This is a genomic window from Pseudonocardia benzenivorans CB1190, assembly GCF_000196675.2.
In the GTDB taxonomy this organism is placed as follows: Bacteria; Actinomycetota; Actinomycetes; order Mycobacteriales; family Pseudonocardiaceae; genus Pseudonocardia; species Pseudonocardia benzenivorans.
The window spans coordinates 1089667-1115562 of the sequence record NC_015312.1 but is presented as its reverse complement, the minus strand read 5'-3'; the positions used below and the strand labels follow the sequence as shown (position 1 = coordinate 1115562).

At 72.4% G+C, this 25896-nt stretch carries 26 protein-coding genes; 6 read left to right on the top strand and 20 right to left on the bottom strand.

Annotated features, from left to right (window positions below):
- Nucleotides 1-3: 3 nt before the first annotated feature.
- A complete protein-coding gene (locus PSED_RS05400) occupies nucleotides 4-843 on the top strand; it encodes a ParB N-terminal domain-containing protein (protein ID WP_013673247.1) in 840 nt (279 codons plus the stop codon).
- Nucleotides 844-979: 136 nt separating this feature from the next.
- Here PSED_RS05400 and PSED_RS05395 read toward each other — a convergent pair whose 3' ends face one another.
- The 11 genes from PSED_RS05395 to PSED_RS05345 form a co-directional block, all read right to left on the bottom strand.
- Nucleotides 980-2290, bottom strand: a complete 1311-nt coding sequence (locus PSED_RS05395; RefSeq protein WP_013673246.1) for an IS30 family transposase — start codon at nucleotides 2288-2290, stop codon at nucleotides 980-982.
- 90 nt (nucleotides 2291-2380) lie between these two features.
- Nucleotides 2381-3391, bottom strand: a complete 1011-nt coding sequence (locus tag PSED_RS05390) for a 1-aminocyclopropane-1-carboxylate deaminase (protein ID WP_013673245.1) — start codon at nucleotides 3389-3391, stop codon at nucleotides 2381-2383.
- 3 nt (nucleotides 3392-3394) lie between these two features.
- Nucleotides 3395-4063: a GntR family transcriptional regulator gene (locus PSED_RS05385; protein ID WP_013673244.1), complete on the bottom strand. Its 669-nt coding sequence runs from the start codon at nucleotides 4061-4063 to the stop codon at nucleotides 3395-3397.
- 288 nt (nucleotides 4064-4351) lie between these two features.
- Entirely contained in the window at nucleotides 4352-5551 is a 1200-nt protein-coding gene (locus PSED_RS05380; RefSeq protein WP_013673243.1) for an ABC transporter ATP-binding protein, read from the bottom strand.
- Between the two features lie 7 nt (nucleotides 5552-5558).
- Nucleotides 5559-6395, bottom strand: coding sequence for a carbohydrate ABC transporter permease (locus tag PSED_RS05375; protein WP_013673242.1), 837 nt, complete (start codon nucleotides 6393-6395; stop codon nucleotides 5559-5561).
- A gap of 14 nt (nucleotides 6396-6409) precedes the next feature.
- Nucleotides 6410-7369 (bottom strand): carbohydrate ABC transporter permease, encoded by a 960-nt coding sequence (locus PSED_RS05370; RefSeq protein ID WP_013673241.1) that lies wholly within the window; start codon nucleotides 7367-7369, stop codon nucleotides 6410-6412.
- Nucleotides 7366-8736, bottom strand: coding sequence for an ABC transporter substrate-binding protein (locus PSED_RS05365; protein ID WP_013673240.1), 1371 nt, complete (start codon nucleotides 8734-8736; stop codon nucleotides 7366-7368). The genes PSED_RS05370 and PSED_RS05365 overlap by 4 nt, the downstream gene beginning before the upstream one ends.
- A gap of 226 nt (nucleotides 8737-8962) precedes the next feature.
- Nucleotides 8963-9499, bottom strand: coding sequence for a YflT domain-containing protein (locus PSED_RS05360; protein WP_013673239.1), 537 nt, complete (start codon nucleotides 9497-9499; stop codon nucleotides 8963-8965).
- 310 nt (nucleotides 9500-9809) lie between these two features.
- Complete coding sequence (locus tag PSED_RS05355) at nucleotides 9810-11003, bottom strand: acyl-CoA dehydrogenase family protein (RefSeq protein ID WP_013673238.1); 1194 nt, start codon at nucleotides 11001-11003, stop codon at nucleotides 9810-9812.
- Nucleotides 11004-11045: 42 nt separating this feature from the next.
- Nucleotides 11046-12005, bottom strand: a complete 960-nt coding sequence (locus PSED_RS05350) for an HpcH/HpaI aldolase/citrate lyase family protein (protein ID WP_013673237.1) — start codon at nucleotides 12003-12005, stop codon at nucleotides 11046-11048.
- 149 nt (nucleotides 12006-12154) lie between these two features.
- Nucleotides 12155-13042, bottom strand: coding sequence for a PhzF family phenazine biosynthesis protein (locus PSED_RS05345; RefSeq protein ID WP_013673236.1), 888 nt, complete (start codon nucleotides 13040-13042; stop codon nucleotides 12155-12157).
- Nucleotides 13043-13092: 50 nt separating this feature from the next.
- Here PSED_RS05345 and PSED_RS05340 point away from each other — a divergent pair, with 50 nt between their 5' ends.
- Entirely contained in the window at nucleotides 13093-14403 is a 1311-nt protein-coding gene (locus PSED_RS05340; protein WP_013673235.1) for a magnesium transporter MgtE N-terminal domain-containing protein, read from the top strand.
- On the top strand, nucleotides 14396-14914 hold the full coding sequence (locus tag PSED_RS05335) for a DUF1003 domain-containing protein (RefSeq protein WP_013673234.1): 519 nt from the start codon (nucleotides 14396-14398) through the stop codon (nucleotides 14912-14914). Before PSED_RS05340 ends, PSED_RS05335 begins: the two co-directional genes overlap by 8 nt.
- Nucleotides 14915-14943: 29 nt before the next feature.
- On the opposite strand, the gene PSED_RS05330 is transcribed toward PSED_RS05335, so the two are convergent.
- On the bottom strand, nucleotides 14944-15438 hold the full coding sequence (locus PSED_RS05330; protein WP_013673233.1) for a MarR family winged helix-turn-helix transcriptional regulator: 495 nt from the start codon (nucleotides 15436-15438) through the stop codon (nucleotides 14944-14946).
- A gap of 148 nt (nucleotides 15439-15586) precedes the next feature.
- On the opposite strand from PSED_RS05330, the gene PSED_RS05325 reads away from it, so the two are divergent.
- Nucleotides 15587-16741, top strand: coding sequence for an Mrp/NBP35 family ATP-binding protein (locus PSED_RS05325; RefSeq protein ID WP_013673232.1), 1155 nt, complete (start codon nucleotides 15587-15589; stop codon nucleotides 16739-16741).
- 57 nt (nucleotides 16742-16798) lie between these two features.
- Here the strand turns inward: PSED_RS05325 and PSED_RS05320 are convergent, their stop codons facing one another.
- The 6 genes from PSED_RS05320 to PSED_RS05295 all read right to left on the bottom strand — a co-directional run bounded on the left by PSED_RS05320 (nucleotide 16799) and on the right by PSED_RS05295 (nucleotide 22125).
- A complete protein-coding gene (locus PSED_RS05320) occupies nucleotides 16799-18055 on the bottom strand; it encodes an aspartate aminotransferase family protein (protein ID WP_013673231.1) in 1257 nt (418 codons plus the stop codon).
- Nucleotides 18056-18187: 132 nt separating this feature from the next.
- Nucleotides 18188-19114 carry an AEC family transporter gene (locus PSED_RS05315; protein ID WP_041760502.1) on the bottom strand — a complete coding sequence of 309 codons (927 nt, stop codon included), beginning with the start codon at nucleotides 19112-19114 and terminating at the stop codon, nucleotides 18188-18190.
- 175 nt (nucleotides 19115-19289) lie between these two features.
- The gene (locus PSED_RS05310; protein WP_202946409.1) at nucleotides 19290-20000 is read right to left on the bottom strand and encodes a GntR family transcriptional regulator; all 711 of its coding nucleotides are present in this window, start codon (nucleotides 19998-20000) and stop codon (nucleotides 19290-19292) included.
- Between the two features lie 57 nt (nucleotides 20001-20057).
- The gene (locus PSED_RS05305; RefSeq protein WP_013673228.1) at nucleotides 20058-20792 is read right to left on the bottom strand and encodes a maleate cis-trans isomerase family protein; all 735 of its coding nucleotides are present in this window, start codon (nucleotides 20790-20792) and stop codon (nucleotides 20058-20060) included.
- A gap of 34 nt (nucleotides 20793-20826) precedes the next feature.
- Entirely contained in the window at nucleotides 20827-21594 is a 768-nt protein-coding gene (locus PSED_RS05300; RefSeq protein WP_013673227.1) for a maleate cis-trans isomerase family protein, read from the bottom strand.
- A gap of 15 nt (nucleotides 21595-21609) precedes the next feature.
- Nucleotides 21610-22125: a DUF3830 family protein gene (locus tag PSED_RS05295; RefSeq protein WP_202946408.1), complete on the bottom strand. Its 516-nt coding sequence runs from the start codon at nucleotides 22123-22125 to the stop codon at nucleotides 21610-21612.
- A gap of 162 nt (nucleotides 22126-22287) precedes the next feature.
- Here PSED_RS05295 and PSED_RS05290 point away from each other — a divergent pair, with 162 nt between their 5' ends.
- Both PSED_RS05290 and PSED_RS05285 read left to right on the top strand, forming a co-directional pair.
- Entirely contained in the window at nucleotides 22288-23232 is a 945-nt protein-coding gene (locus PSED_RS05290; RefSeq protein ID WP_013673225.1) for a D-2-hydroxyacid dehydrogenase, read from the top strand.
- A complete protein-coding gene (locus tag PSED_RS05285; RefSeq protein WP_013673224.1) occupies nucleotides 23229-24617 on the top strand; it encodes an amidase in 1389 nt (462 codons plus the stop codon). The genes PSED_RS05290 and PSED_RS05285 overlap by 4 nt, the downstream gene beginning before the upstream one ends.
- Nucleotides 24618-24690: 73 nt before the next feature.
- On the opposite strand, the gene merB is transcribed toward PSED_RS05285, so the two are convergent.
- Together merB and tatB are read right to left on the bottom strand one after the other, a co-directional pair.
- Entirely contained in the window at nucleotides 24691-25410 is a 720-nt protein-coding gene (merB, locus tag PSED_RS05280; RefSeq protein WP_013673223.1) for an organomercurial lyase, read from the bottom strand.
- Between the two features lie 40 nt (nucleotides 25411-25450).
- Nucleotides 25451-25882 (bottom strand): Sec-independent protein translocase protein TatB, encoded by a 432-nt coding sequence (gene tatB / locus PSED_RS05275; protein WP_013673222.1) that lies wholly within the window; start codon nucleotides 25880-25882, stop codon nucleotides 25451-25453.
- Nucleotides 25883-25896: the final 14 nt, after the last annotated feature.

The window sequence follows — 25896 nt, the reverse complement described above, 5'->3', positions numbered from 1 at the left end:
GGTATGGAGACGGGATTCGGGCAGGTCGACGCCGAGTACGACTTCCTGCGGGCCCGCCGCCGGGCGGTGCTCTCCCGGCTCGCGACGTGGCTGCGCCGCGAACCCGACGACGTCTCGGAGATCCTGCCGTTCGACGAGGTCGTCGACGCGCTGGGCCGCACCGGCGAACGGCGGCTGGGGCTGCGCGTGATCGACCTCGACTCGATCGTCGGCTCGGTCGACCGCACGCACGACTTCGACCGCCGCTTCCGCCCCCGCAACCAGCGCACCCGGGAGCGCTGGGAACGGCTGGCCCGGGCGCAGCGGCGTGGCGAGACGATCCCGCCGATCGACGTCTACCGCGTCGGCGGGCTGCACTTCGTCCGCGACGGCCACCACCGGGTGTCGGTCGCGCACGCGCTCGGACTGCGGTCGATCGAGGCCCGGGTCACCGAGGTGACGACGAAGCTCGCCCCCGACGGCGTCGTGCACCGCGGCGACCTCATCATCAAGGACCTGCGCCGGGTGTTCCTGGAGCGGGTCCCGCTGACCGGGGCGGCGCTCGACTCGATCGTCGTGCGCGACCCGTGGAGCTACGCGGAGCTGTCGGAGACCGTCGAGGCCTGGGGTTTCCGGCTCATGCAGCACGAGAACCGCTACCTCGACCGCGCCACAGTCGCCCGACGCTGGTGGTCCGAGGAGTTCCTCCCCGTCGTGCGCATGCTCCGGCAGGCCGACCTGATCGGCGACCGCACCGACGCCGAGGCGTACCTGCAGCTCGCCTGCCAGCGCTACCGGCTGATGCGCACGCACCGGTGGGACGACGAGGTCGTCGCCCGCCTGCGCGCCGACCCCGGCAACTGACCGCCCCTTCGGACCCGCCCGACCGGCCGGACCCCACCCGGGCGCAACCTGACTGCTGTCCGACGCCCGGCCCACGACGCCCATGTTGCGCTCGAGTAGTCGGCCGCAACCTCACCGCTGCCCGGCGCTCTCGGGTTCAGGGGGTGGTCGCAACACCGGTGGTTACTGGCCGCGACAGTAGTCGGGTCAGTCTTTCCCCGGGGGTGTCCCAGTCCAGGGTTTTGCGGGGGCGGGAGTTGAGCTTGTCCGCGACCCGGTCCAGATCGGCGTGGGTGTGCACGGACAGATCGGTGCTTTTCGGGAAGTACTGGCGCAACAGCCCGTTGGTGTTCTCGTTGCTGCCCCGCTGCCAGGGGCTGTGTGGGTCGCAGAAATAGACCGGCAACTCCAGCGCCATGGTGATCTCGGCGTGGCGGGCCAGCTCGATGCCCTGGTCCCAGGTCAACGACCGGCGCACCATCGCGGGCAGCACCCGCATCGCGGCGATCATCGCGTCCCGGACCTGGACTGCGCCGTGGCCCCCGGGCAGGTGCAGCAGCAACACGAACCGGGTGGTCCGCTCGACCAGCGTGCCGATCGCGGTCTCGTTGCCGGTGCCGAGGATGAGATCGCCTTCCCAGTGCCCGGGCACGGCCCGGTCGGTGACCTCCGCGGGCCGCTGGGAGATCATGACCTTGTCCCGGATCCGGGTCTGGTTGCGGTGTTGGCGTTGGTCGGGCAGCCGGTTCGGGCGGCGCAACGCCCGCCCGGTCCGGAGACACCCCGCGAGCTCGCGGCGCAGCTGCCCGCGGCCTTGGACGTAGAGGGCCTGGTAGACGCCCTGGTAGATGGTTTCGTGGGACACCCACATCTCCGGCCGGTCGGGGAAGTCTCGGCGCAGAGTCTGACTGATCTGCTCCGGGCTCCACTGCTGCTCGACCAGCCTGGTGTGTACGTGGGCGGCCAGCTCGGGGTGGGTGAGGAGTTTGGCGGGTGTGCGGCGGCGGGCGCGGGCCTCGGCTTTGGCCTGGGCCACCACCGCCCGGTACCGCAGCCGTTCGTGCTGGGGCCGGTCCCGGCCGCCGTGCGTGCCCGGGTCTGGCCCCAGGCGGTGCGGGCGCCCGTCAGGCAGCGGGGGCCGGCGTGGATAGCGCACGGTGCGGTTACGGGCCAGTTCCCGGCCGATGGTGGCGCGGTGGCGGCCCAGCCGCCGGGCGATCTCGGCCCGGCTGTGCCCGGCCGCCCAGCCCACGGCGATCTCTTCACGTTCGGCCAGGGACAGATAACGCCCGCCGGGCTCGGTCAGGTCCGGGATCATCCCACCAGACTCGACGACCCACCCCCGCCCGGCCGAGGCCGACACCCCCACCTCCGCGGCGGCCTGCGCGATCGTGGCCCCCGCCAACCGGGCCCTCCAGAACCGGCGGACCCGTTCCCGCGGCACCCTCGGCGGACCGATCACACTCATCACCCCAGCTCGACAGGGTGTTGCGACGAACCCTTGAATCCACCGCTCGGGAGACGACGCTCAGGTTGCGCCCGGCGTCGGCGGCCCGGGTCAGGAGCGGAACAGGGCGCTGTAGGCGTTGAGCGCGGGCTGGCCGCCGAGGTGGGCGTACAGGACCGTGGAGTCCTTGCCGATTTCGCCGGACCGCACGAGGTCGATCAGCGCGGCCATGGACTTGCCCTCGTAGACCGGGTCGAGGATGACGCCCTCGAGCGAGCCGGTGAGCCGGATGGCGTCGAGCGTCGACTGCACCGGGACGCCGTACTCGTCGCCCGCCCAGCCCTCGAGCACGACGATCTCGTCGTCGCGCAGGTCGCGGCCCAGCCCGATCGTCGCCGCGGTGTCGTGGGCGATCTTCGCGACCTGCGCGCGGGTCTCGTCGAGCTTCGCCGACGCGTCGATCCCGAGGACGCGACGCGGCCGGTCCTGGCCCGCGAAGCCGGCGATCATGCCGGCCTGCGTCGACCCCGTGACGCTGCAGACGACGATCGTGTCGAAGAAGACGCCCAGCTCCTGCTCCTGCGCCGCGACCTCGTCGGCCCAGCCGGCGAACCCGAGCCCGCCCAGCGGGTGGTCCGAGGCGCCGGCGGGGATCGCGTAGGGCACCCCGCCCTGGGAGCGGACGTCCTCCAGCGCCTGTTCCCAGCTGGACTTGAACCCGATGCCGAACCCCGCCTCGACCAGCTCGACCTCCGCACCCATGATGCGCGACAACAGGATGTTGCCGACGCGGTCGTTCAGGGAGTCGGGCCAGTCGACCCAGGTCTCCTGCACGAGCCGCGCCTTCAGCCCCAGTTTGGCCGCGACGGCCGCGACCTGCCTGGTGTGGTTGGACTGCACCCCGCCGATGGAGACGAGGTGCGTCGCACCCGCCGCCAGCGCGTCCGGGACGAGGTACTCGAGCTTGCGGGTCTTGTTGCCGCCGTATGCGAGGCCGGAGTTGCAGTCCTCGCGCTTGGCCCAGATCGAGGCGCCGCCGAGGTGCGCGGTCAGGCGCTCGAGCGGATGCACCGGGCTCGGTCCGAACAGCAGCGGATGGCGGGGGAAGTCGGACAGGGCCATGGGTCAGTCCTCCGTGTCGGAGACGTCGGTGAGCAGGGCGAGGGTCTGCCAGTTCTCCCGGGCGGCCGCCGCGGCACCCTCGACGTCCCCGGCGGCACAGAGCGCGACGATCCGGTCGTGCTGGGCGACGGAGCCGCGACCGGCGAGCGAGCCGAAGCGCATCCGTTCGACGCGGCGCAGCACGGGACCGAACTGGTCGAGCACCGCGCGGACCGCCGCGTTGCCCGAGGCCGCGACCGCGACCTCGTGGAAGTCGTCGTCGGCGGCCACGGCGGCGTCCACGTCGTCGGCGCGCAGGGCGGCGGCGAACCGGGCGTTGGCGGCGTGCATGGTGTCGAGGTCCGACGCCGACAGCAGGGGCACGGCCTCGCGCACCGCGAGCTCGTGCATCGCGGCGACGACCGACTGCGCCGCGGCCGTCTCGCGGGCCCGGACGGGGCTGACGACCGTCGAGTGCCCCGGCCTGGTCAGCACCAGCCCGGACCGTTCGAGACGCCCGAGCGCCTCCCGGATCGGGGTGCGGCTCACGCCGAGCCATTCGGACAGCTCCGCGTCGAGAAGCCGCTCCCCCGGCGCGAGCGTGCCGTCGACGATGGCGTCGCGGATCGCGGTGTAGGCACGGTCGCGCAGCAGCGACGTCGCGAGCACACCATCACGGGCGGGAACCGGCATGCGAAATATTGCACACTGCACACCGCCGGTCCGTCAACCCCACCGCATCTCTGCTCACTGCCGAACGTGCCACCAGCGCGTCGGCCGAGCGCTCACGACACGTCCGCACCCGCCCGCCCCGAATGCAGGAACGGCACTTTCCCGCAACCGGGTTGCGGGAAAGTGCCGTTCCTGCAGAACCAGCGGCGAACCAGCGGCACACCGCCGGAGCACCGGCATCCCGGCGCTTTGCACGCACACAGGAGCGGCGCCCTCCCGCAGGAGGACGCCGCTTCCGGTGGACGAGCGTCAGGCGTTGGCGGTGGCCGGGTCCTTGCTGGTCAGGTTCGCGCCGGAGTGCGGGTCGAAGATCTGGATCTTGTCGGTGTCGACCCACACCTCGGAACGCTCGCCCTCCCTCGCCTGCGAGGTCGCCGACAGCCGCGTGACGAGCTGCCCCGCGCTGTCGGGGACGTCGGCGGTGCCGGCGTCGGCGGCGAGCTCGGCGAGGTCGTCGGACATGGCCTGCTCGCCCTCGATCTTGAAGTAGGCGAACTTGTCCGACCCCATCGACTCCAGGACGTCGACCTCGGCGGTGAACACCGACCCCCGCGCCCGGACGTGGTCCTCGACGACGCCCGCGTCCTCGAAGTGCTCCGGCCGGATACCGACGATGACCTCGCGCGGCGCGTCGGCCGCCTCGAGCGCGCGCCGGACCCGGTCGGGCATCCCGAGGTCGCCGAGCGAGGTGCGCAGCGACCCGTTCTCCAGTGTGGCGGGCAGGAAGTTCATCGCGGGCGAGCCGATGAAGCCCGCGACGAACAGGTTGGCCGGCTCGTCGTAGAGATGCTGCGGCGAGCCGATCTGTTGCACCACACCGCTCTTCATGACGACGATACGGTCGCCGAGCGTCATGGCCTCGGTCTGGTCGTGCGTGACGTAGACCGTGGTGGTCTCCAGGCGCTGCTGCAGTTTGGAGACCATCGTCCGCATCTGGACGCGGAGCTTGGCGTCCAGGTTCGACAGCGGCTCGTCCATGAGGAACGCCTTCGGGCTGCGGACGATCGCCCGCCCCATCGCGACGCGCTGGCGCTGCCCGCCGGACATGTTGGCGGGCTTGCGGTCCAGGTGCTGGGTGAGGTCGAGGATCTGCGCGGTCTCCTCCACCTTGCGGGCGATCTCGGCCTTGTCGACCTTGGCCAGCTTCAGCGGGAACGCCATGTTCTCCCGGACGGTCATGTGCGGGTAGAGCGCGTAGGACTGGAACACCATCGCGATGTCGCGGTCCTTGGGCGCCTTCTCGTTGACCCGGGCGCCGCCGATGCGCAGCTCGCCCTCGGAGATGTCCTCCAGCCCGGCGATCATGTTGAGCGTCGTCGACTTCCCGCAGCCCGACGGCCCGACGAGGATGATGAACTCGCCGTCGGCGATCTCGATGTTGACGTCGTCGGCGCCGAGGGTGCCGTCCGGGTACCGCTTGTAGACGTGGTCGAGAACGATGTCTGCCATTGGAGTCCTACCCCTTCACTGCGCCGGAGGTCAGGCCGGCCACGATCCGGCGCTGGAAGAACAGCACGAAGATGATGATCGGGATGGTGAGCAGCACCGCGGCCGCCGCGATCGAGCCGGTGGGCTCGGCGAACTGCGAGGCGCCCGTGAACTGCGAGATCGCCACCGTCGCCGTCTGCGAGCGCGACGTCGAGGTCAGCGAGACCGCGAACAGGAAGTCGTTCCAGCAGAAGATGAACACCAGGATCGCGGTGGTGAAGACGCCCGGCGCGGCCAGCGGCACAATGACGGAGCGGAACGCCTGCAGCGGCGTCGCACCGTCCATCTTGGCCGCCTTCTCCAGCTCCCACGGGATCTCGCGGAAGAACGCCGACAGCGTGTAGATCGCCAGCGGCAGCGCGAAGGTGATGTAGGGCAGGATCAGGCCGGGCCACGTGTCGAAGAGCCCGATGGCCCGCTCGATGTCGAACAGCGGGCTGACCAGCGAGATCTGCGGGAACATCGCGATCAGCAGCGAGACGCCGACGAGCGCCTTCTTGCCCGGGAAGTCGAGCCGGGCGATCGCGTAGGCCGCCATCGTCCCGATCACGACGGCGATGACCGTCGAGATCAGCGCGATGCCGATGGAGTTGCGCAGGGCGCTGGTGAAGAGGTTGATCTGGAAGATCTGCGCGTAGTTCGACCACGTCCAGCTGCGCGGGATGAAGTTGCCGTCGGTGATCGTGTCGGCCGTCTTGAACGAGAGGCTGACGATCCACAGCACCGGGATGAGCGCGTAGAGGATCACCAGGAGGTTGATGAGGCCCCAGCCGATCTTCTTGTTGGCGGGAGCCGTCGCCGTCATCGTCGCCACTCAGATCACCGCTTCCCCGTCGGCTCGGAGCCCGGGGCCGCGGCCCCGAAGATCTTGATGAACAGCAATGCGATGAGCGCGACGGCGACGAAGATCAGGACGCTGATCGCGGAGCCGATGCCCAGGTTGAAGGCCTTGAACAGGTTGTCGTAGCCCAACATCGAGACCGAGCCGGTGCCGTTGGACCCCTGGGTGAGGATGTAGATGTTGTCGAAGACCCGGAACGCGTCGAGCGTGCGGAACAGCAGCGCGACGAGGATGGCGGGCTTCATCATCGGCAGGATGATCTGCGTCAGCCGCTGCCAGGCACCGGCACCGTCGACCTGCGCGGCCTTGAGCAGGTCGTCGGGGACGAGCGCGAGCCCGGCCATGAGCAGCAACGCCATGAACGGCGTCGTCTTCCAGACCTCCGCGAGGATGATGATCGCGATGGCCGACGCCTGCCCGGTCAGCGGCGCCGAACCCTCGGACAGCATCGCCGCGAGGTAGCCCTTGTCGGGCGTCCACGCGAACTGCCACGAGAACGCCGCGACGACGGTGACGATCCCGTACGGGATGAGCACGACCGTCCTGGTCAGCCCGCGCCCGACGATCGTGCGGTGCATGACCAGCGCGAGCGCGAGGCCGAGCACGAACTCGATCGCCACGGAGACCACCGTGATGATCACCGTGATCAGGAACGCCTGCCACCAGTAGGCCGAGGTGAGCACCGCGCCGTAGTTGGACAGCCCGGCGAACTCCCGTTCGGCGGGGAAGCGCAGGTCGTAGCGCTGCAGCGACAGCCAGATCGCGTAGATGATCGGGTACGCCGTGACGGCGACCATGATGATCGCGGCCGGGGCGCACAGCCACAGCCCGAGCCGCCGTTCGGCCTTCTTGCCCTCGGAGAGGGGCTGCTTGCCCGCGCGGTGCGACGGTTCCTGCTTGGTCGTCGCAGCGGCGAGCGCTCCGCTGTCGAGTGTCACGGGACCAACCCCTCCGAGTTCTCCGCCTTCCGGATCTGTTCGGCGAGACCCGCGACCACCACCGGCGGGTCGATGTCGCCGGGCGGGTTCAGCGCGTCGGACAGCACGATGGAGATGCTCTGGTAGGCCGGGGTCTTCGGGCGGACGCTGGCGTTGTCCAGCGACTCCTTGATGGCCTGCCACGCCGGGTACTTCTCCTGGAACGCCGGGTCGGAGTACAGCGCCTCCAGCGTCGGCGGGACACCGCCGTCGACCGCGTTGACCAGCTGGTTGTCACGGTCGCGCAGGCACTGCACGGCGTCGAACGCGAGGTCCTTGTGCAGCGACGTGCTGCTCACGCCCAGGTTCAGGCCACCGATCGTGACGGTCGCGGGCTTGCCCGGGATGACCGACGGGTAGGGGGCCCACGCGAACTCGTCGATGACGCGGCGGCCGGTGTCCTGTGAGGTCGCCTTGCCCTGCGCGTCGATGAACGTCCCGCCACCGCCGCCGTCCGGCGGCGGGGTGTTGATCGAGGCGTAGACGAACGGGTAGTTGAGCTGGAACGCCGCCTCGCCCGCCTCCATCGCGAGCCGGCCGTCGTTCTCCTTGTTGACCGACAGCGACGGGTCCGCTCCCTTGGCGGTCGCGACCCGCTGCATGATCGTCGCGGCCTTCACCGCGGCGTCGCCCTTGTCGATGAGCACGTCGCCGTTCTCGTTGACGACCTGGCCACCCGCGCTGGTCAGCAACGTGTTGAACCAGACGGTGATGCCCTCGTACTGGGCGCCCTGCACCTCGATGGCCGCCGGCAGGCCCTTGGCCGCGAGCGCCTCGGACTGGGCGATCATGTCGTCCCACGTGGCCGGCGGGTTGGGCGCGAGGTCCTTGCGGTACCAGAGGATCTGGGTGTTCGTGTTGAGCGGGGCTGCCCAGAGCTCGCCCTGCCAGGTCCCGGTGTCGAGCGGGCCGGCCAGCGTTCCTTCCTTGACCTTCGCCGCCTGGTCCGCCGGGAACTTCTCCAGCCAGCCGGCCTCGGCGAACTCGGCCGTCCACGTCACGTCGATGCCCATGATGTCGACGGACGGGTCGCCCGCGACGAGCCGGCGCGCGAGCTGCAGCCGCTGGTCGTCGGCGCTCTTCGGTAGCGTCTGCTGCACGATCGAGTACCGGCCGCCGGACTGCTGGGTACACGCGGCGGCCGCCGCCGCGTACTGCTTCGCCCCGTCGGCCGGGGTGTAGAAGTTCAGGACGGGCGGCCCGGCCGGCGCACTCCCGCACCCCGCGATGGTCGCGGCCGCGAGCAGCGCGGCGCCCCCGATCGCGAACGTCCGGAACCTCCCGCGTCCCTGCCGTCCCTGCCGCCTCCGCCCGAGCGGCTGCCCCATACCGGCCTCCCGTCAGGAGCCGACGAGGCGCTCGCGAACGGCGACACGTCGGCGTGTTCAGCCTGTGACACCGGTCACGAGATCGCGCCGGTGCACCGAACGTACGGAGGGTGGACGGTGCTCGCAATTCGAACATGGGAGACCGAGACCGGACCGCAATCTTCGCGTCCGGATGGTCGCCCGGCGGCGGCCGAAGAGATCGACCTCCGGCGACCGGCCCGCCCCGTCAGCTCCCGGCGGGCCGCTGGCCGGCGCCCGGCGACATCGCGAGCTTCGCGAGCAGCTCACGAGCCTTCTCGGCGTTGCGCGGCTGGCACAGGACGTCGTACCGGCCGGCGACCATCTGGCTCGCCGACGTGAAGTCGCGACGGCCGCGGGAGGCGCCGTAGCCGACCGCGGCGAGGATGATGCCGAAGATCATGCCGCCCACGAGTCCGATGAGGACGGCGACGAACGGCGCGGTCGTCGTCCCGACGAGCCCCAGCAGCAGGCCGAAGAACAGACCGAACCAGGCGCCGGACGCGCCGCCCGACATGAGCACGCGCCCCCAGGTCAGGCGGCCGATGACGCGCTCGACGAGCATCAGGTCGACGCCGACGATCGTGACGTCCCGAACCGGGAAGTCGCTGTCGGCGAGGTGGTCGACGGCCCGCTGCGCCTCCTCGTAGGTGGCGTAGGAGCCGACGGGCCAGCCCGTCGGCGGGGTGGGCAGATTGGGCAGACCGGGCACGGCGCGCCCGGAGCCGCCGAACGGTGCGGTCACCGGAGACTCTCCTCGACGATTCGGGACACCTGGATGGTCAGGCACCCATCATGCCAACGCACACGAGCCGGACACAGTGCCCGCGACGGGCCGGACCAGCCGCGGGCGTGCCGGTGACGTCGCGCACGGCGACCCCATCTGATCACACCCCGTGGTCGGCGGCAGGACGCGACGCGCCGGACGACCAGGGCCGATCACTCCGTTCGGGGGCACACGAATCCGTGTGGAGGCGTATCGTCGGCCCTCCCGTGGGGGTCGGGAGACGGGCCGGCGGCCGCGATCGGGAGTGCGGCCGCCGGCCCCGCCCAGGTCAGCGCGAGCGGTACTCGCGCAGGAGCCCCCGGGAGATGATCGTCTTCTGGATCTCCGACGTGCCCTCGCCGATGAGCAGGAACGGCGCCTCGCGCATCAACCGCTCGATCTCGTACTCCTTGGAGTAGCCGTAGCCGCCGTGGATGCGGAACGCCTCCTGGGTGACCTCGGCGCAGTACTCCGACGCGATCAGCTTGGCCATCCCGGCCTCGACGTCGTTGCGCGTGCCCGCGTCCTTCAGCCGCGCCGCGTTGACCATCATGTGGTGCGCCGCCTCGACCTTGGTGCCCATCTCGGCGAGCTTGAACGCGATGGCCTGGTGCTCGGCGATCGGCTTGCCGAACGTGCTGCGCTGCTGGGCGTACTCGACCGCGAGCTCGAACGCCCGGATCGAGATGCCGCAGGCGCGGGCGGCGACGTTGACCCGGCCGACCTCGACGCCGTCCATCATCTGCGAGAAGCCCTTGCCGGTCTCCCCGCCCAGGATCGCCGACGCGGGGATGCGGTAGCCGTCGAACACCGCCTCGGTCGTGTCGACGCCCTTGTACCCCATCTTGTCGATCTTGCCGGGGATCGTGAGCCCGGGCGCGACCTCGCCGTACCCGGTCGGCTTCTCGACCAGGAACGCCGTCAGGTTCTGGTGGGGCTTGGGCTTGCCCTCGTCCGTCCTCACCAGCAGGGCGATCAGGTTCGAGGTGCCGCCGTTGGTCAGCCACATCTTCGCGCCGTCGATGACGTAGTCGTCGCCGTCGCGCACGGCCTTCGTCTTGATCGCCGCGACGTCGGAGCCGAGGTCGGGCTCCGACATCGAGAACGCGCCGCGGACCTCACCGGCCGCCATCTGCGGCAGCAGCCGCTGCTTCTGCTCGTCGGTGCCGTGCTGGGTGAGCATGTAGGCGACGATGAAGTGCGTGTTGATGACGCCGGAGACGCTCATCCACCCGCGCGCGATCTGCTCGACGACCAGCGCGTAGGTCAGCAGCGACTCGCCCAGGCCGCCGTACTCCTCGGGGATGGTGAGGCCGAAGAGCCCCATCTCCTTCATCCCGTCGACGATGTCCTGCGGGTAGGTGTCCGCGTGCTCCAGCGCGGTGGCGTGCGGGATGATCTCCTTGTCCACGAACGTCCTGACGGTGGACAGGATCTCCTGCTGGACGTCGGTCAGACCGGCGGTCTGGGCGAGGCGGGCCATCTGCTGCTCCTCGGGGTCTCGGGTGGGTGCGGCGGGGGCGGCTCACGCCTCCGGCGGGGTCCACCGGTCGGTGCGCTCCATGCCGGCGGCCCGGCCCTTACCCGAGATCACCAGCGCCATCTTGCGGCTGGCCTCGTCGATCATCTCGTCGCCCAGCATCGCCGCGCCCCGCTTGCCACCGGCCTCGGAGGTGTACCAGTCGTAGGCGTCGAGGATGTTCTCGGCGTGGTCGTAGTCGGCCTGGGCCGGGCTGAAGGTCTCGTTGGCGGCGTCGATCTGGCCGGGGTGCAGGACCCACTTGCCGTCGAAGCCCAGCGCGGCCGACCGGCCCGCGACGCGGCGGAACCCGTCGACGTCCTTGATCTGCAGGTACGGGCCGTCGATGGCGAGCTTCTCGTGGGCGCGCGCGGCCATCAGGATGCTCATGAGGATGTGGTGGTAGGCGTCGCCGACGTCGTAGCCGGGCGGCTGCTCGCCCACGACCAGGGACTTCATGTTGATCGACGCCATGAAGTCGGCCGGGCCGAAGATGATCGTCTCGACGCGCGGCGAGGCCGCGGCGATGGCGTTGACGTTGGTCAGCCCCAGCGCGTTCTCGATCTGCGCCTCGATCCCGATCCGGCCGACCTCGTAGCCCATGGTCTTCTCGATCTGGGTGAGCAGCAGGTCGAGCGCGACGACCTGCTCGGCCGTCTGCACCTTGGGCAGCATGATCGCGTCGAGGTTGGCGCCCGCGCCCTCGACGACCTCGGTCACGTCGCGGTAGGTCCACTCGGTGGTCCAGTCGTTGACCCGCACGACGCGGATGCGCTCGCCCCAGCCGCCCTCGTTGAGCGCCGCGACGATCGTCTTGCGCGCGCCCGGCTTGGCCAGCGGCGCGCAGGCGTCCTCGAGGTCGAGGAAGACCTGGTCGGCGGGCAACGTCCGGGCCTTGTCGATGAACTTCTGGCTCGAGCCGGGGACGGCGAGACAGGAGCGGCGGGCGCGGGTGCGGGTGGTCACGGAGGCGACTCCTCGTCGGGTCGGCACGCAGGACTGCGCAGGCTTGTGGCGATGCTGGCACGGACCGGGCCCCGACACCCGCCAGAGGTGATTGGTTTCTCACCCACGCGAGGTGAAAGGCCTGTTCGGCCGCCCCGTCGAGACCCGGCTCACTCCGCGGGGCGGGCCGTCAGGACCCCCGTGGCCACCGGTGCGACCCCACCCCGCACGGTCGTCGCGACGGCCGCGCCGGCGCGGGTGGTCACGGTGACGTCGAGCCGGGACGGGCGCCCGATCTCCGCACCCTGGGCGATCGTGAACGACGACCCGCCCTCGGCCGCGAGCAGGCCGCGGTCGGCGAGGAACACCCCCAGCGCCACGGCCGCCGATCCCGTCGCGGGGTCCTCCACGACACCCGAACCCGGGGCGAACATCCGCAGGTGCACCTCCGGCAGGTGCTCCAGGGCCGCGACGACGAGCCCCGTCCGCCCGGCCGTCAGCGCGCGGACCGCCCCGGCGTCGCACTCCGCGCGGGCGACGGCGTCGGACCGCACCGGGAGCACCACGTAGGGCACGCCGGCCGCGGTCGACCCGGCCGGGACCCGGTCGTCGACGTCGGCGGCCGTGAGCCCGACGGCCTCGGCCAGTGCGACCGCGCCCGCGGGGTCGACGCCGTCGAGCACCTCGGGCGTCCCGCCCGTCACGCGTGCGCCGGCCGCGTCGACGTGCACCGGGAGCAGCCCGGCGCCGCACTCCTGCACGACGTCGCCCCCGCCGATCACCCCGTCGCGCGCGAGCACCCACGCCGCGCCGACGCTCGGATGCCCCGCGAACGGCAGCTCGACGGCCGGGGTGAAGATGCGCACCCGATAGTCCGCGCCCTGCCGCGTCGGCGGGAGCACGAACACCGTCTCCGACAGCGCGAACTCGGCCGCGATCGCCTGCATCGCCGGGCCGCCGAGACCCGCCTCGCCGGCCCCGTGCACGACGGCCAGCGGGTTGCCGGCGAACGGCCGGTCGGTGAACACGTCGACGACGTCGTAGCGCATCCCGTTCATGCGCCGACCTTAGGTCCCACCAGGGATGACGCCGCTCTAGGCTGGCCCGCGTGGCAGCGACCCAGGTCTTCGTGGCGCGCATGGCGGGTCTCGCCGTGTTCGGGCCCGACGGCGAGCGCATCGGCAAGGTGCGCGACGTCGTCATCTCGCTGCGCGTCGATCCGAGCCCGCCGCGGGTGCTGGGCCTCGTCGTCGAGCTCGCGACGCGGCGGCGGATCTTCGTCCCGATGCTGCGGGTGACGGCCGTCGACCCCGCGGCGATCACCCTCGCGACGGGCTCGGTCAGCCTGCGCGGCTTCCACCAGCGACCCAACGAGGCGCTCGTGATCGGCCAGGTCCTCGACGCGACGGTGACGCTCAGCGACTCCGGCCAGGAGGTCGTGGTCGTCGACGCCGCCATCGAGCCGCTCCGGTCGCGGGACTGGGTCGTCGGCAGGCTCGCGGTGCGGCCGCGGCGCTCGCGGCTCACCCGGCGCGGCTCGGTGCAGGTCGTGCCGTGGAGTGCCGCGCAGGGGCTGACCCTGACCGACCGGCAGGGCACCGAGGGGCTGCTCTCGGTGTTCGAGGCGATGCGCCCGGCCGACGTCGCCGCCGCGCTCTCGGAACTGCCGCCCAAGCGCCAGTTCGAGGTCATCGACGCGCTCGACGACGAGCGGCTCGCCGACGTCTTCGAGGAGATGTCCGAGTCCGACCAGCGTGAGCTGCTCGCCCACCTCGACTCCGAACGCGCCGCCGACGTCCTCGAGGCCATGTCGCCCGACGACGCCGCCGACCTGCTCGGCGAGCTCTCCCCGGCCGAGTCCGACCGGCTCCTCGCGCTGATGGAGCCCGAGGAGTCCGAGCCCGTCCGCCGGCTGCTGAGCTACTCCAGCGACACCGCGGGTGGCCTGATGACGCCCGAGCCGATCATCCTGCGCCCCGACGCGACCGTCGCGGAGGCGCTCGCCCACATCCGCAACCCCGACATCCCGCCGGCCCTGGCCAGCATGGTGTTCGTGTGCCGGCCGCCGTCGGCGACCCCGACGGGCCGCTACCTCGGCTGCGTGCACGCCCAGCGGCTGCTGCGCGAGGCACCGTTCGACCTGGTGGCGGGCATCGTCGACAGCGAGCTCGCCCGGCTGACCCCGGAGGCCACCCTCAGCGAGATCACCCGCTACTTCGCGGCCTACAACCTGGTGGCGGGACCCGTCGTGGACTCCGAGGACCACCTGCTGGGTGCGGTCACCGTCGACGACGTGCTCGACCACATCCTGCCCGTCGGCTGGCGCGACGAGATGACCGAACCGGGCGACGGGTTCGTCGGCAACGGGTCACGCTCCGGCGGGCTGCCGGCCGAAGAGCTGGGGGCCGACCGTGCCTGAGCTGCACAGCACCCGCAAACTCGACCAGCCCGTCTCCAGCAGGCGCCGGTTCGAGGTCGACCCCGAGGGCTTCGCCCGGCTGTCGGAGAGGATCGCCCGCTTCCTCGGGACGGGCCAGTTCCTCGCGATCCAGACGGTCATCGTCGTCGTGTGGATCGGGCTCAACCTGTTCGCGGTGAGCCTGCAGTGGGACCCCTACCCGTTCATCCTGCTCAACCTGGCCTTCTCCACCCAGGCCGCCTACGCCGCGCCGCTGATCCTGCTCGCGCAGAACCGGCAGGACGACCGCGACCGCGTCGCACTGGAGGAGGACCGCACCCGCGCCGAGCGCACCAAGGCCGACACCGAGTACCTCGCCCGCGAGCTCGCCGCCCTGCGCATCGCCATCGGCGAGGTGGCGACGCGCGACTACCTGCGCAGCGAGCTCGACAAGCTGGCCGAGCGCCTCGGGGCGGATCCCCCGCGCGCCGAGGCCGAGCGTCGGCGCCAGGTGAGCAGGCACGAGCACTGACCGACCGGTCCGGTCCGGTCCCCACCGTCCTACACGACGAGCCGCAGGCTGATCGTCTCCAGCGCCCGGAGCTGCTCGTCGTCGAGCCGGTCGACGAAGTGCTCCAGCACGCCGGCCAGGTGGGTCCGCGCTGCCACCCGCAGCCTGCCGAGGCCGGCCTCGGTGAGGTGCGCCGCCACGCCCCGGCCGTCCCCCGCGACCGGCGAGCGCGTCACCAGCCCCGCCCGCTCCAGCCGGTCGACCAGCCGGGTCACCCCCGACCGCGACAGCAGCACGGCGTCGGCCAGCTCGGTCATCCGCAGCTGCCGCTGCGGCGCCTCGGCCAGCTGGACCAGCACGTCGTAGGCCGCGAGCGACAGCCGCTGCTCGGCCTCCAGCTCGTTCTCGAGTACCCGGGTGATGGTGGCGTGCGCCTTCAGGAAGGCCCGCCACGAGGCGAGCTGCTCCTGCGTCGGCACGGCCCGCCGTCCCCCCGGATCGCCAGCGCGGGCCCGGCCCGCGGTGGCGTCGGCGATGTCCGTCACGTCATCAGATGCTACGGAGGTGAGGGTCGGCCCGACGACGCACGTAGGATGAAGTCCTCCCGCCGGGGTCAGCCGCGGGTGGGGCGAGGCACCGCCGCCCGCCCGGGACACCGCACCAGCGCCCAGCAGCATTGCAACGGAGAACCTGATGTCCGTCATGGGAAACACCGGATCGCAGACCGTCGAGCAGGCCGTCCGCGCCGCGCTCGCCAAGGTCGACGATCCCGAGATCCGCAAGCCGATCACCGAGCTCGGCATGGTGAAGAGCGTCGAGGTGTCCGCCGACGGCGTCGCGCACGTCGCCGTGTACCTCACCGTCGCGGGTTGTCCCATGCGCGACACGATCACCACGCGCGTCACCGAGGCCGTCACCGCGGTGCCCGGGGTGCGCGACGTCGTCGTCGAGCTCGACGTGATGTCCGACGAGCAGCGCAGCGAGCTGCGGCGCAGCCTGCGCGGCGACTCGGCCGAGCCCGTCATCCCCTTCGCCCAGCCCGGCTCGCTGACCCGGGTCTACTGCGTGGCGTCGGGCAAGGGCGGGGTCGGCAAGTCGTCGGTGACGGTCAACCTGGCTGCCGCGATGGCCGCACGGGGGCTCTCGGTCGGCGTCGTCGACGCCGACATCTACGGCCACTCCGTGCCGCGCATGCTGGGCACCACCGCCCGGCCCACCAAGGTCGACGACATGATCATGCCGCCGCAGGCACACGACGTGAAGGTCATCTCGATCGGGATGTTCGTCGACGGCAACACCCCCGTCGTGTGGCGCGGGCCGATGCTGCACCGTGCGCTGCAGCAGTTCCTCGCCGACGTGTTCTGGGGCGACCTCGACGTCCTGCTGCTCGACCTCCCGCCCGGCACCGGCGACATCGCGATCTCCACCGCGCAGCTCATGCCCAACGCGGAGCTGCTCGTCGTGACGACGCCGCAGCAGGCCGCGGCCGAGGTCGCCGAGCGGGCCGGCAGCATCGCGCTGCAGACGCGGCAGCGGCTCGCGGGCGTCGTCGAGAACATGTCGTGGATGGAGCTGCCCGACGGCTCGCGGATGGAGGTCTTCGGCTCGGGTGGCGGGCAGACGGTGGCCGACTCGCTGAGCCGCGCGCTGGGCGCTCCCGTCCCGCTGCTGGGCCAGATCCCGTTGGCGCCCGAGCTGCGCGAGTGCGGCGACTCGGGCACGCCGATCGTCCTGGCCGCACCCGAGTCCCCCGCGGGGAGCGCGCTGCGCGCGGTCGCCGACAAGCTCTCGACGCGTGCCCGCGGCCTCGCCGGCATGAGCCTGAACATCACCCCGGCCGGCCGCTGAACCTCCCCTGCGCCGTTCGTGCAGTGGGGGCCGGCGCCGGCGAAATCGGTCAGGGCGTCAGGTGGTCGCGTCCGTCAGGGCCTTCGACCAGAGGGCGATGCCCTCGTCGACCTGGTCCGCGGTGACCACGAGCGGCGGGATCATCCGCACGACGTGCCCCTCGGCCCCGCAGGTGAGCAGCAGCAGGCCGTGCGCGGCCGCGGCGGCGTGGGCACGGGCGGCGGTCGCGCCGTCGGGCCGGCCGTCGGGCGTGACGAACTCCGTGCCGACCATCAGCCCGCGGCCCCGGACGTCGCCGATGCCGGGGTGGTCGGCCGCGAGGTCGCGCGCCGCGTCGAGCAGCCGCAGGCCCTGCTTCGCCGCGTTGGCGACGAGTCCCTCGTCCTCGATGACGTCGAGCGTCGCGAGCGCGGCCGCGCAGGCGACGGCGTTGCCGCCGTAGGTCCCGCCCTGCGACCCGGGACGGCCCTTGGCCATCAGCGCGGCGGGCGCCGCGATCGCCGACAGCGGGAAGCCGCTGGCCAGCCCCTTGGCGGTGACGATGACGTCCGGCGTCACGCCCGGCGCGTGCTGGTGGCCCCAGAACAGGCCGGTGCGCCCGAAGCCCGTCTGCACCTCGTCGGCGATCAGCAGGATGCCGTGCCGGTCCGCGCGCTCGCGCAGCCCCACGAGGAACGACGCGGGCGTCGGCACGTAGCCGCCCTCGCCCAGTACGGGCTCGACGATGAACGCGGCCACGTCGGCGGCCGGCGCGGCGGTGAGGAGCAGGCGGTCGAGCTCGCGCAGGGCGAAGGCGACGGCCTCGTCCTCGCTCCAGCCGTAGCGGTAGGCGTAGGGGAACGGCGCGAACGCGACGCCGCCCATCATCGGGGTGTTGCCGGAGCGGATCTTGGCGCCCGACGTCGTGAGCGCGGCCGCGCCCATCGTGCGTCCGTGGAAGCCGCCGTCGAACGCGACGACCAGCGGGCGCCCCGTGGCGTGCCGCGCCAGCCGGACCGACGCCTCGACGGCCTCGCTGCCGGAGTTGACGTAGAAGACGCTGTCGATCCCGGCGGGCAGGACGTCGCCGAGCCGCTCGGTCAGGCGCAGCAGCGGCTGGTGCATGACGGTCGTGTACTGCCCGTGGATCAGCGTCGCGACCTGCTCCTGCGCCGCCGCGACGACCCGCGGGTGGCAGTGCCCGGTGCTGGTGACGCCGATCCCCGCGGTGAAGTCGAGGTACCGGTTGCCGTCGGTGTCGTAGAGGTGGACGCCCTCGCCACGGGCCACCTGAACCGGGGTGGCCTGCACGAGGAGCGGAGACAGAGATGCCATGGCGCCGGGCTCCGTGTGGTCGGGTGAGATTGTCGCGTTGTCGAGTTGTCGACAATCTGCACCGATGGAACCACGCCGGTCCCGGCCAGGGCAAGCCCGTGCGGCGAGCAGGCCCGGTCCGGGGTGCCGGCGTCAGGCGAGCAGCGCCACCACGCCGATCATGACCGGGATGCTGACCACCGTCGTGACCAGGCCGGCGTCGCGCGCGAGCGACTGGCCCTGCCGGTAGCGCACGGCGTAGGCGAACATGTTCTGCGCCGTCGGCAGCGCCGCACAGACCGCGACGGCGAGCAGTGCCCCGCCCGACATGCCGAGCGCCGTCCCGGTTGCGACCGCGATCGCCGGCTGTCCGAGGTTCTTCAGCACCGACACGACGACGAGCGGGACACCGGTGCCGCCGCGTCCCGGTCGCGCGGCGCCGTGCAGCGAGATCCCGAACGCGAGCAACATCCCGGGCACCGCGATCCCCGCGACGAGGTGCACGGGCGCCATCACGATCTCGGGCGGGTGCCAGCCGGTGAACGCGACGACGAGCCCGGCGCCCGTCGCGATCGCGATGGGGTTGCGCAGCGGCGCCGACGCCGTCCGCAGCACCGACAGCCGGCGACCGCTCTCCCGGCTCGTGACGGCGTCGAGAACGGTGGCGCCGACCGGCCCGAGCACCGCGAGCTGGAACAGCAGCACGGGCGCGATCGCCGACGGGTCCTTGAGGACGTAGGTGACGATCGGCAGCCCGAGGTTGCCCGCGTTGACGTACCCCGAGCACATCGCGCCGATCACGCTCTCCCCCACCGGGCGCCGCCGGACGACGGCGAAGACCAGGTAGAGCAGGCACGCCGCGGTGCTCGACACCGCGGTCACGAGCAGCGCCCCGGAGAAGACGGCGTGCACGTCGGATGTCGAGATCGTCGAGAACAGCAACGCCGGGCTGGCGACGAAGAACGCGGCCCGCGAGAGCACCTCGACCGCCGAGGGCCCGAGGATCCCGGACCGGCCGATCCCCCAGCCGACCGCCACGACGACCGCGAGGACGAGGAACCCGTCGAGGACCCCGGTCACCGTGCCGTCACGGCTTTCGACCGTAGTGCGGGCCGCGCCGGGCCGGACCGTGACGTGCGGCTCACGCCGGGAGCGCTCCGCGCGGGTTCGGCGGTCGCCCGCCTGCATGCGCAGACCCCGACGACGGGGTTCGGCGAGCCGAGACCGGAAAGGCCGCGCGGCGGGGCACGCGGGATCAGGCGGCTCCCGCGGGCGGGGTCGGCTCGGTGGGCACGTTGCCGACGACGGGCGCCACGTCGAGGATGCGGGTCACCGCGTCCGCCATGTGCGTCTCGAGCGTCGCGACGAGGCGGTCGGCGTCGCCGTCGCGCACCGCGTCGCGCAGGATGCGGTGTTCCTCGACGAGCTCGGCGGCGGGGGCCGGGTTCTGCTGCAGGGCGGCCAGGCACATCCGGGTCTCGACGAGCAGCGCGTCGGCCATCCGGCGCAGCCGTGGGCTGCCCGAGGCGGCGACGAGCTCGTGGTGGAAGCGGTGGTCGGCGTCTGCGAGCCCGACGGCGTCGCCCGCCGCGGCGGCCGCCGCCATCTCCTCGAGCGCCGCGCTGAGGACGGTGACCGCGGCGGTCCGGTCGCCCGCGAGGATCAGCAGTCCGGCGGCCCGCTCGACGGCCGCCCGTGCGGTGTAGACGTCGCGCACGTCGGCGGCATCGAGGTCGCGGACGAACAGCCCGCGATGGCGTTCGCTGCGCAGCAGGCCCTCGGCGACGAGCCGCTGCATGGCCTCGCGCAACGGACCGCGGCTGACCCCCAGACGCGTCGCGAGCTCGACCTCACCGAGCTGCGTGCCCGGCGGCAGCGTGCCGCGCATGATCGCCTGCCGCAGCCGGTCGGCGACGATGGCCGCGGTGGACCGTCGGCTCACCGGCTCGAGATCGCCCAGATCCAGCTCCACCTCGTGTCTCCTCGTCGTCCGCCCGGTCCGGAAGTCGGCGCAGCCCGGTGGTCAGCCCGCCGCGAACAGCGCGCCGAGCCCGGGGCGACCGCGGTCGGCGCCCGCGAGCCGCAGTCCCTGCCAGATGCTGACCTGGTTGGCCGTCAGCACCGGCTTGCCGACGCGCGCGTCGAGGTCGTCGAGCAGCTCGACGGTGTGCAGCGCGGTGTCGGGCAGCAGGACGGCCTGTGCGTCGGGGTGGTCGGCGGCCGCGGCGAAGTCGAGCACCAGGTCGGCGGGCAGCGTACCGACCTCCGCGGCCGTGATGATCCCGCGCGCCGACAGCGACAGCACACTGATGCCCGCCGTGCCGAGGAACTCGACGAACCGCTCCGCGACGTCGTCGGGGTAGGTGGCGCCGACGGCGACCCTGGTGACCCCGAGCCGGCGGCACGCGTCGACGAACGCGAACGACGTGCTCGACGCCGGGACGCCCGCGACCTCCTGCAGCGCCGCGACCTGCGCGGCCGCGCCGTCCCAGCCGAAGACGAAGCTGCCCGACGTGCAGGCCCAGACGATCGAGTCCAGCGGACCGGCCTTCGCCGCGACCTGCGCGGCACCGGTGGCCAGGACCTCGTCGCCGCCGATGTCGAGCAGCGCGTCGACGCGGTGGGCGTCCTCGCGCATCTCGGTGTGCACCAGCGGCAGCCTGCTGCCGTCGCCCAGCAGGCCCTCGGCGCGCGGGTAGTCGTCCTCGGCGGAGTAGCCGGGGTACAGGATTCCGACGGTCGTCGCAGCGTCAGTCATGATTGTCGACAATCCTACGAAACGTGCGGTGCGGTCAAGCCACCGACAGCCGATGGGGTGTCCTCAGCAGGGTCCCGCCGCCCACCGCGTCGCGCCCGATCGCCCGCAGCGCGGCCCACATCGTCACCTGGTTCGCGGTGATGACGGGCTTGCCCAGCGCACGCTCCAGCGGCTCGATGACGTCGTAGGTGGGCAGGTTGGTGCAGCTGATGAACAGCGCCTCCGCGTCGGGGCGGTCGACGGCACGGACGATCTCGACGACCTCGTCGTAGGTGACCCGCCAGATGTTGCCCAGCAGCCCCAGCCCCTGCCGGGCGACGGTCTCCACCTCGTGCTCGGCGAGGAACGACGCCAGCCGGTCGGTCACGGCGTCGATGTAGGGCGTCGCGACGGCGAGCCGCCGGACACCCAGCAGCTGCAGGGCCTCCACGAGGGCACCCGACGTCGTCGACACCGTGGGCGCACCGGCCTCGAGCATCGTCCGGCGCAGCACGAACTCGCCGCTCGCCCCGCCGACGAAGCTGCCCGACGTGCAGGCGAATGTCACCACCCCGGGCTGCGGGGTGAGGACGTCGCGGGTGGCGCGGCGCAGGGCCCGCCGGTCGCCGATCGCGACGGCCATCTCCACGGTCACGGGAGTGGTGAAGAACGGGAGCCGCGTGAGGTAGAGCGAGACGTCGTCGGGAGCCCATCGCCAGAGCTCACGATCGAGCGCGAAGTCGAAGGGCGCGACCACTCCGATGCCGGGCTGGTTCTCCTCCGGCGTGGACTCGACGAGTCCGACGGAGAGCTCGGTGGGCATGCGCGCCCCCTTCGATCAGTCGGTACCCGACGAGCCCGTCAGCCGCGAGTACACGAGCCGCTCACCCACGCTGCCGGACCGCCACACGTCGTGACACGCCTCCGCCATCACGTCGAGACCCTCGACGATCGTGGCGTAGACGTTGCCCGGCACCCACCCGACATCGCCGTTGAGCAGGAGGTTGTTACGACCGTAGAAGATGGCCAGATCGATCACCCCGGGGAGGTGGTCGATGTTCTGGTCGGCCTTGAACGACTGGTCGAGCATCCCGCCGGAGAAGGAGAAGTAGACGACGTCCCCCGGGATGGGCGTGACCGTGGTGTTCTCGTAGCCGATCTCGTCGCCGAAGCGCGGGACCATCGTGTAGACCTCGTTGCGCGCGTACTTCGCGTGCTGCGCGTCGCCACCCAGATCGCCCCGGCCCAGGGCCTCCCAGACCGCCGCCGAGGTGCGCGGTGCCTCCTTCTCCAGCAGCTCCGCCACGCAGGAGACGCCCCGCTTGGCGAGCGTGATGCGGATGAGCTTGGACAAGAGGATCACCCCGAGCTGAAGGACCGTGTGGGAGCCAGAGGCCACAATGCCGCTGATTGTTGACAATCATACGAGGGCTTCCTAGCGTGTCAATTGCCGCCCCGGCCCACGCCCGAGAGGACCTCGCAGTTGACCGTCTCCGCAGGTCAGAGGTCTATTGCTGTGCTGCACGCCGGCGACACGCCGCCCGGGCTCGACGCAGCCGTCACCGACGTCCTCGGCGACGCCGACGTCCGGCTCGCGACGGCCGACGAGCTGCCCGCGGCCCTGCCCGGGGCCGACACCCTGCTCGTGTGGGACTTCACCTCCGACGCCGTGCGCGACTGCTGGGCGGCCGCCGACGCCGTCCGGTGGGTGCACACCGCGAGCGCGGGCGTCGACCGCCTGATCTTCCCGGGACTCGTCGAGTCCGACGTCGTCCTGACGAACTCGCGCGGGGTCTTCGACACCCCGATCGCCGAGTACGTCGCGGGGCTGGTGCTGGCCTTCGCCAAGGACCTGCCCCGCACCCTCGCCCAGCAGGCGTGCCGCGAGTGGCACCACCGCGAGACCGAGGACGTCGCGGGGACGCGGGCCGTCGTCGTCGGGGGCGGGCCGATCGGACGGGCCGTCGCGGCGATGCTCACCGCGATCGGGCAGCGCGTCGACCTCGTGGGGCGCACCGCGTCCGACGGCGTGCACGCCATCGACGACCTGCCCGCGCTGCTCCCCGAGGCCGACACCCTCGTGCTCGCCGCGCCGCTCACCGACCGCACCCGCGGCCTGCTCGACGCCGCGGCGATCGACCTGCTCCCCCGCCGCGCGCGGGTGATCAACGTCGGCCGGGGCCCGCTCGTCGTCCAGGCCGATCTCGTCGCCGCGCTCGAGCAGGGCCGCATCGCGGGCGCCGCCCTCGACGTCTTCGAGACCGAGCCGCTGCCGGCTGATTCTCCACTGTGGACGATGCCGAACGTGATCGTCTCCCCGCACATGTCCGGCGACACCACGGGATGGCGTGACAACCTCGTCGCGCTGTTCGCCGACAACCTCGCCCGCAGCCGCGACGGCAGGCCGTTGCGCAACGTCGTCGACAAGAACCGCGGCTACGTCTCGGAAAGGCACCGATGAGCTCCACCGCCGACCTCTCGGCCACCGAACTGCTCACCGCCTACCGGACGGGCGAGCTCTCCCCCGTCGAGGCGACCCGCGACGCCCTGGAGCGCATCTCCCGGCTCGACCCGCACGTCAACGCGTTCTGCCTGGTCGACGAGGCGGGCGCGCTCGCGGCGGCCCGGGAGTCGGAGGAGCGTTGGCGACGCGGTGCGCCGTGCGGCGTGCTCGACGGCGTGCCGACCTCGATCAAGGACATCCTGCTGACGGCCGGCTGGCCGACCCGGCGCGGCTCGGTCACCTCCGACCCGGCGCCGGGCGAGGTCGACGGCCCGCCCGTGGCACGCGTTCGCGAGCAGGGCGCGGTGCTGATCGGCAAGACGACGACGCCCGAGCTGGCCTGGAAGGGCGTCACCGACTCGCCGCTGACCGGCGTCACCGGCAACCCGTGGGACCCCACGCTGACGGCGGGCGGCTCGTCGGGCGGGAGCGCGGCGGCCGTCGGGCTCGGAATGGGCGCCCTGTCGCTGGGCACCGACGGCGGCGGGTCCGTCCGCATCCCCGCCGGGTTCACCGGGACCGTCGCGCACAAGCCCACCTACGGCCGCGTCCCGCACCACCCCGCCAGCCCCTTCGGCACGCTGGCCCACGTCGGCCCGATGACGCGCACCGTCGCCGACGCCGCGCTGCTGCTCGACGTGATCTCCGGGTTCGACGTCCGCGACCCATGGGCGCTGCCGACACCCGTCCGCCGCTGCGTCGACGCGCAAGGCGACGGCGTGTCCGGCCTGCGGGTCGCGGTGAGCCCGACGCTCGGCCACGTCGATGTCGACGCCGAGGTCCGGGCCGCCGTCGAGGCCGCCGCCGGCGTCTTCGCCTCGCTCGGCGCGACCGTGGAGTACGTCGATCCCGGCTTCGCCGACCCCGTCGAGGCGTTCGAGACCCTGTGGTTCACCGGTGCGGCGAAGTCGATGGAGGCGCTCGACGCCGCTGCGCGGTCCCGGATGGACCCGGGGCTCGTCGACATCGCGACCCAGGGCGAGAAGGTCAGCGCGGTCGAGTACCTCACCGCGATGGCCGTCCGCAACGACCTCGGCAGCCTGATGAACGAGTTCCACCAGCGCCACGACGTGCTGCTCACGCCGACCCTGCCCATCGCCGCGTTCCGGGCCGGGCAGGAGTCGCCCGACGGGCGGCGTTGGACGACGTGGACCCCGTTCACCTACCCGTTCAACATGACGCAGCAGCCCGCCGCCAGCGTTCCATGCGGCTTCACGGCCGCCGGGCTGCCGATCGGCCTGCAGATCGTCGGCCCCCGCCACGCCGACGCCCGGGTCCTGACGGCGGCATACGCCTTCGAGCAGGCGACCGACCACCACCTGCGCCGCCCACCCCTCCTGTGAGTGGCGCCCCTGTGAGTGGCAGCCGTCGCCGACCGCGACCAGTCGGCGGTCCCGGACACGGGGCCGGGGCCGGTCAGGCCGGGAGGCCCCAGAAGGGGCCGCGGAGGCCGACCTCGGCGAAGTAGGCGGCCGCGGCGACGGGCTCGCGCCGGACGTACCCGCGGTCCATACGCCCGACGTACCAGCCGCGGGCCAGCCGCCAGAGCGTCGGCAGGTCCAGCACGTACCCGCGCGGGCGTCCGGTGGCCGCCAGCCAGGCGTCGACGCAGTGGGTCGAGCAGAAGAGCCGCTGGTGGGAGCAGGCGTGCACGACGTCGTCCCAGATGCGCGCGGTCGGGGTGAGGAAATGGGCGACCTGGTCGCCGTCGGGCGGCGCCTTTCTGTCGACGGACCAGGCGTGCGGGGCCGCGCAGGCCGGGCACCGGGTCGCGACGAGCACCTCGGGCTCGGCGTCGAGCAGGTGCGGGATCGCGAAGGAGTCCCACGCGCAGCCGCCCCACCACAGCGTGCGCGCCCCCATCACCGAGAAGCCCAGCGGCACCGAGGCGAAGGGATGGGCCAGCACGACGCGGACGCGGTCGCCGGGATCGAGAACGAGATCGCGACGGTCGTGCAGCCGCTCCAGCGCCGCCCTGACGACCGCTGCGGACCACCCCGTCCGGGTCGCCAGGTCCGCCGGCGACGGCGCGTCACCGGTCTCGGCGAAGTGCCGGTAGACCGCGAGCCGGACGTCCTCCGTCGCCGCGCCGTCCGCCGCCGCGGCGTCGTTCGCCGGGCCGCCCGTGCCCGCCATGGCGGGGGTCGGCGCGGCCGGGCGAGGGTCGGTCACGCGGTCACGTGGCGTCCGGGTCGATCGGGGGACGCTCGTTCGGGGCCAACGGCGTGGCGGCCGGAGCCGAGCCGTTGGTCGCCGCTCCGCCTGGGGCCTGGTTGACCTGCGTGCCGTCGCCCGCGACCGCGAAGCCGTTGGGCTTCTCCAGGCTCACCGGCCGGGAGGGACCGTCGTCGAACAGCGTGCGGCGGACGGCCGTGCGCGGGTTGAAGTCGCGCAGGCTCCGCAGGTCCTCCAGCGGCTTGCGCAGCTCGTCGAACTCCGGGCCGAGCTCCTTCTGCAGCTGGTCGCGCGCGCCGGTGGCGTACTCGCGGACCTGACGGATGGTCCTGCCGAGCCACGCGGCCGCACCGGGGAGGCGCTCGGGACCGAGGATGAAGAGCCCCGCCACGACGAGCACCAGGATCTCGCCCCAGCCGACGCTGTCGAACACGTCGCCGATCCTAC

What these genes read in the sequence shown, in the direction of transcription:
- PSED_RS05390 (WP_013673245.1), bottom strand. Translation starts at nt 3,391, where the DNA reads ATGGCCCTGTCCGACTTCCCCCGCCATCCGCTGCTGTTCGGACCGAGC.
- PSED_RS05285 (WP_013673224.1), top strand. Translation starts at nt 23,229, where the DNA reads ATGAGCTCCACCGCCGACCTCTCGGCCACCGAACTGCTCACCGCCTAC.
- PSED_RS05400 (WP_013673247.1), top strand. Translation starts at nt 4, where the DNA reads ATGGAGACGGGATTCGGGCAGGTCGACGCCGAGTACGACTTCCTGCGG.
- PSED_RS05345 (WP_013673236.1), bottom strand. Translation starts at nt 13,042, where the DNA reads ATGAACGGGATGCGCTACGACGTCGTCGACGTGTTCACCGACCGGCCG.
- merB (WP_013673223.1), bottom strand. Translation starts at nt 25,410, where the DNA reads ATGGCGGGCACGGGCGGCCCGGCGAACGACGCCGCGGCGGCGGACGGC.
- PSED_RS05355 (WP_013673238.1), bottom strand. Translation starts at nt 11,003, where the DNA reads ATGGCCCGCCTCGCCCAGACCGCCGGTCTGACCGACGTCCAGCAGGAG.
- PSED_RS05300 (WP_013673227.1), bottom strand. Translation starts at nt 21,594, where the DNA reads ATGCCCACCGAGCTCTCCGTCGGACTCGTCGAGTCCACGCCGGAGGAG.
- PSED_RS05375 (WP_013673242.1), bottom strand. Translation starts at nt 6,395, where the DNA reads ATGACGGCGACGGCTCCCGCCAACAAGAAGATCGGCTGGGGCCTCATC.
- PSED_RS05305 (WP_013673228.1), bottom strand. Translation starts at nt 20,792, where the DNA reads ATGACTGACGCTGCGACGACCGTCGGAATCCTGTACCCCGGCTACTCC.
- PSED_RS05320 (WP_013673231.1), bottom strand. Translation starts at nt 18,055, where the DNA reads ATGGCATCTCTGTCTCCGCTCCTCGTGCAGGCCACCCCGGTTCAGGTG.
- PSED_RS05380 (WP_013673243.1), bottom strand. Translation starts at nt 5,551, where the DNA reads ATGGCAGACATCGTTCTCGACCACGTCTACAAGCGGTACCCGGACGGC.
- PSED_RS05365 (WP_013673240.1), bottom strand. Translation starts at nt 8,736, where the DNA reads ATGGGGCAGCCGCTCGGGCGGAGGCGGCAGGGACGGCAGGGACGCGGG.
- PSED_RS05325 (WP_013673232.1), top strand. Translation starts at nt 15,587, where the DNA reads ATGTCCGTCATGGGAAACACCGGATCGCAGACCGTCGAGCAGGCCGTC.
- PSED_RS05395 (WP_013673246.1), bottom strand. Translation starts at nt 2,290, where the DNA reads ATGAGTGTGATCGGTCCGCCGAGGGTGCCGCGGGAACGGGTCCGCCGG.
- PSED_RS05385 (WP_013673244.1), bottom strand. Translation starts at nt 4,063, where the DNA reads ATGCCGGTTCCCGCCCGTGATGGTGTGCTCGCGACGTCGCTGCTGCGC.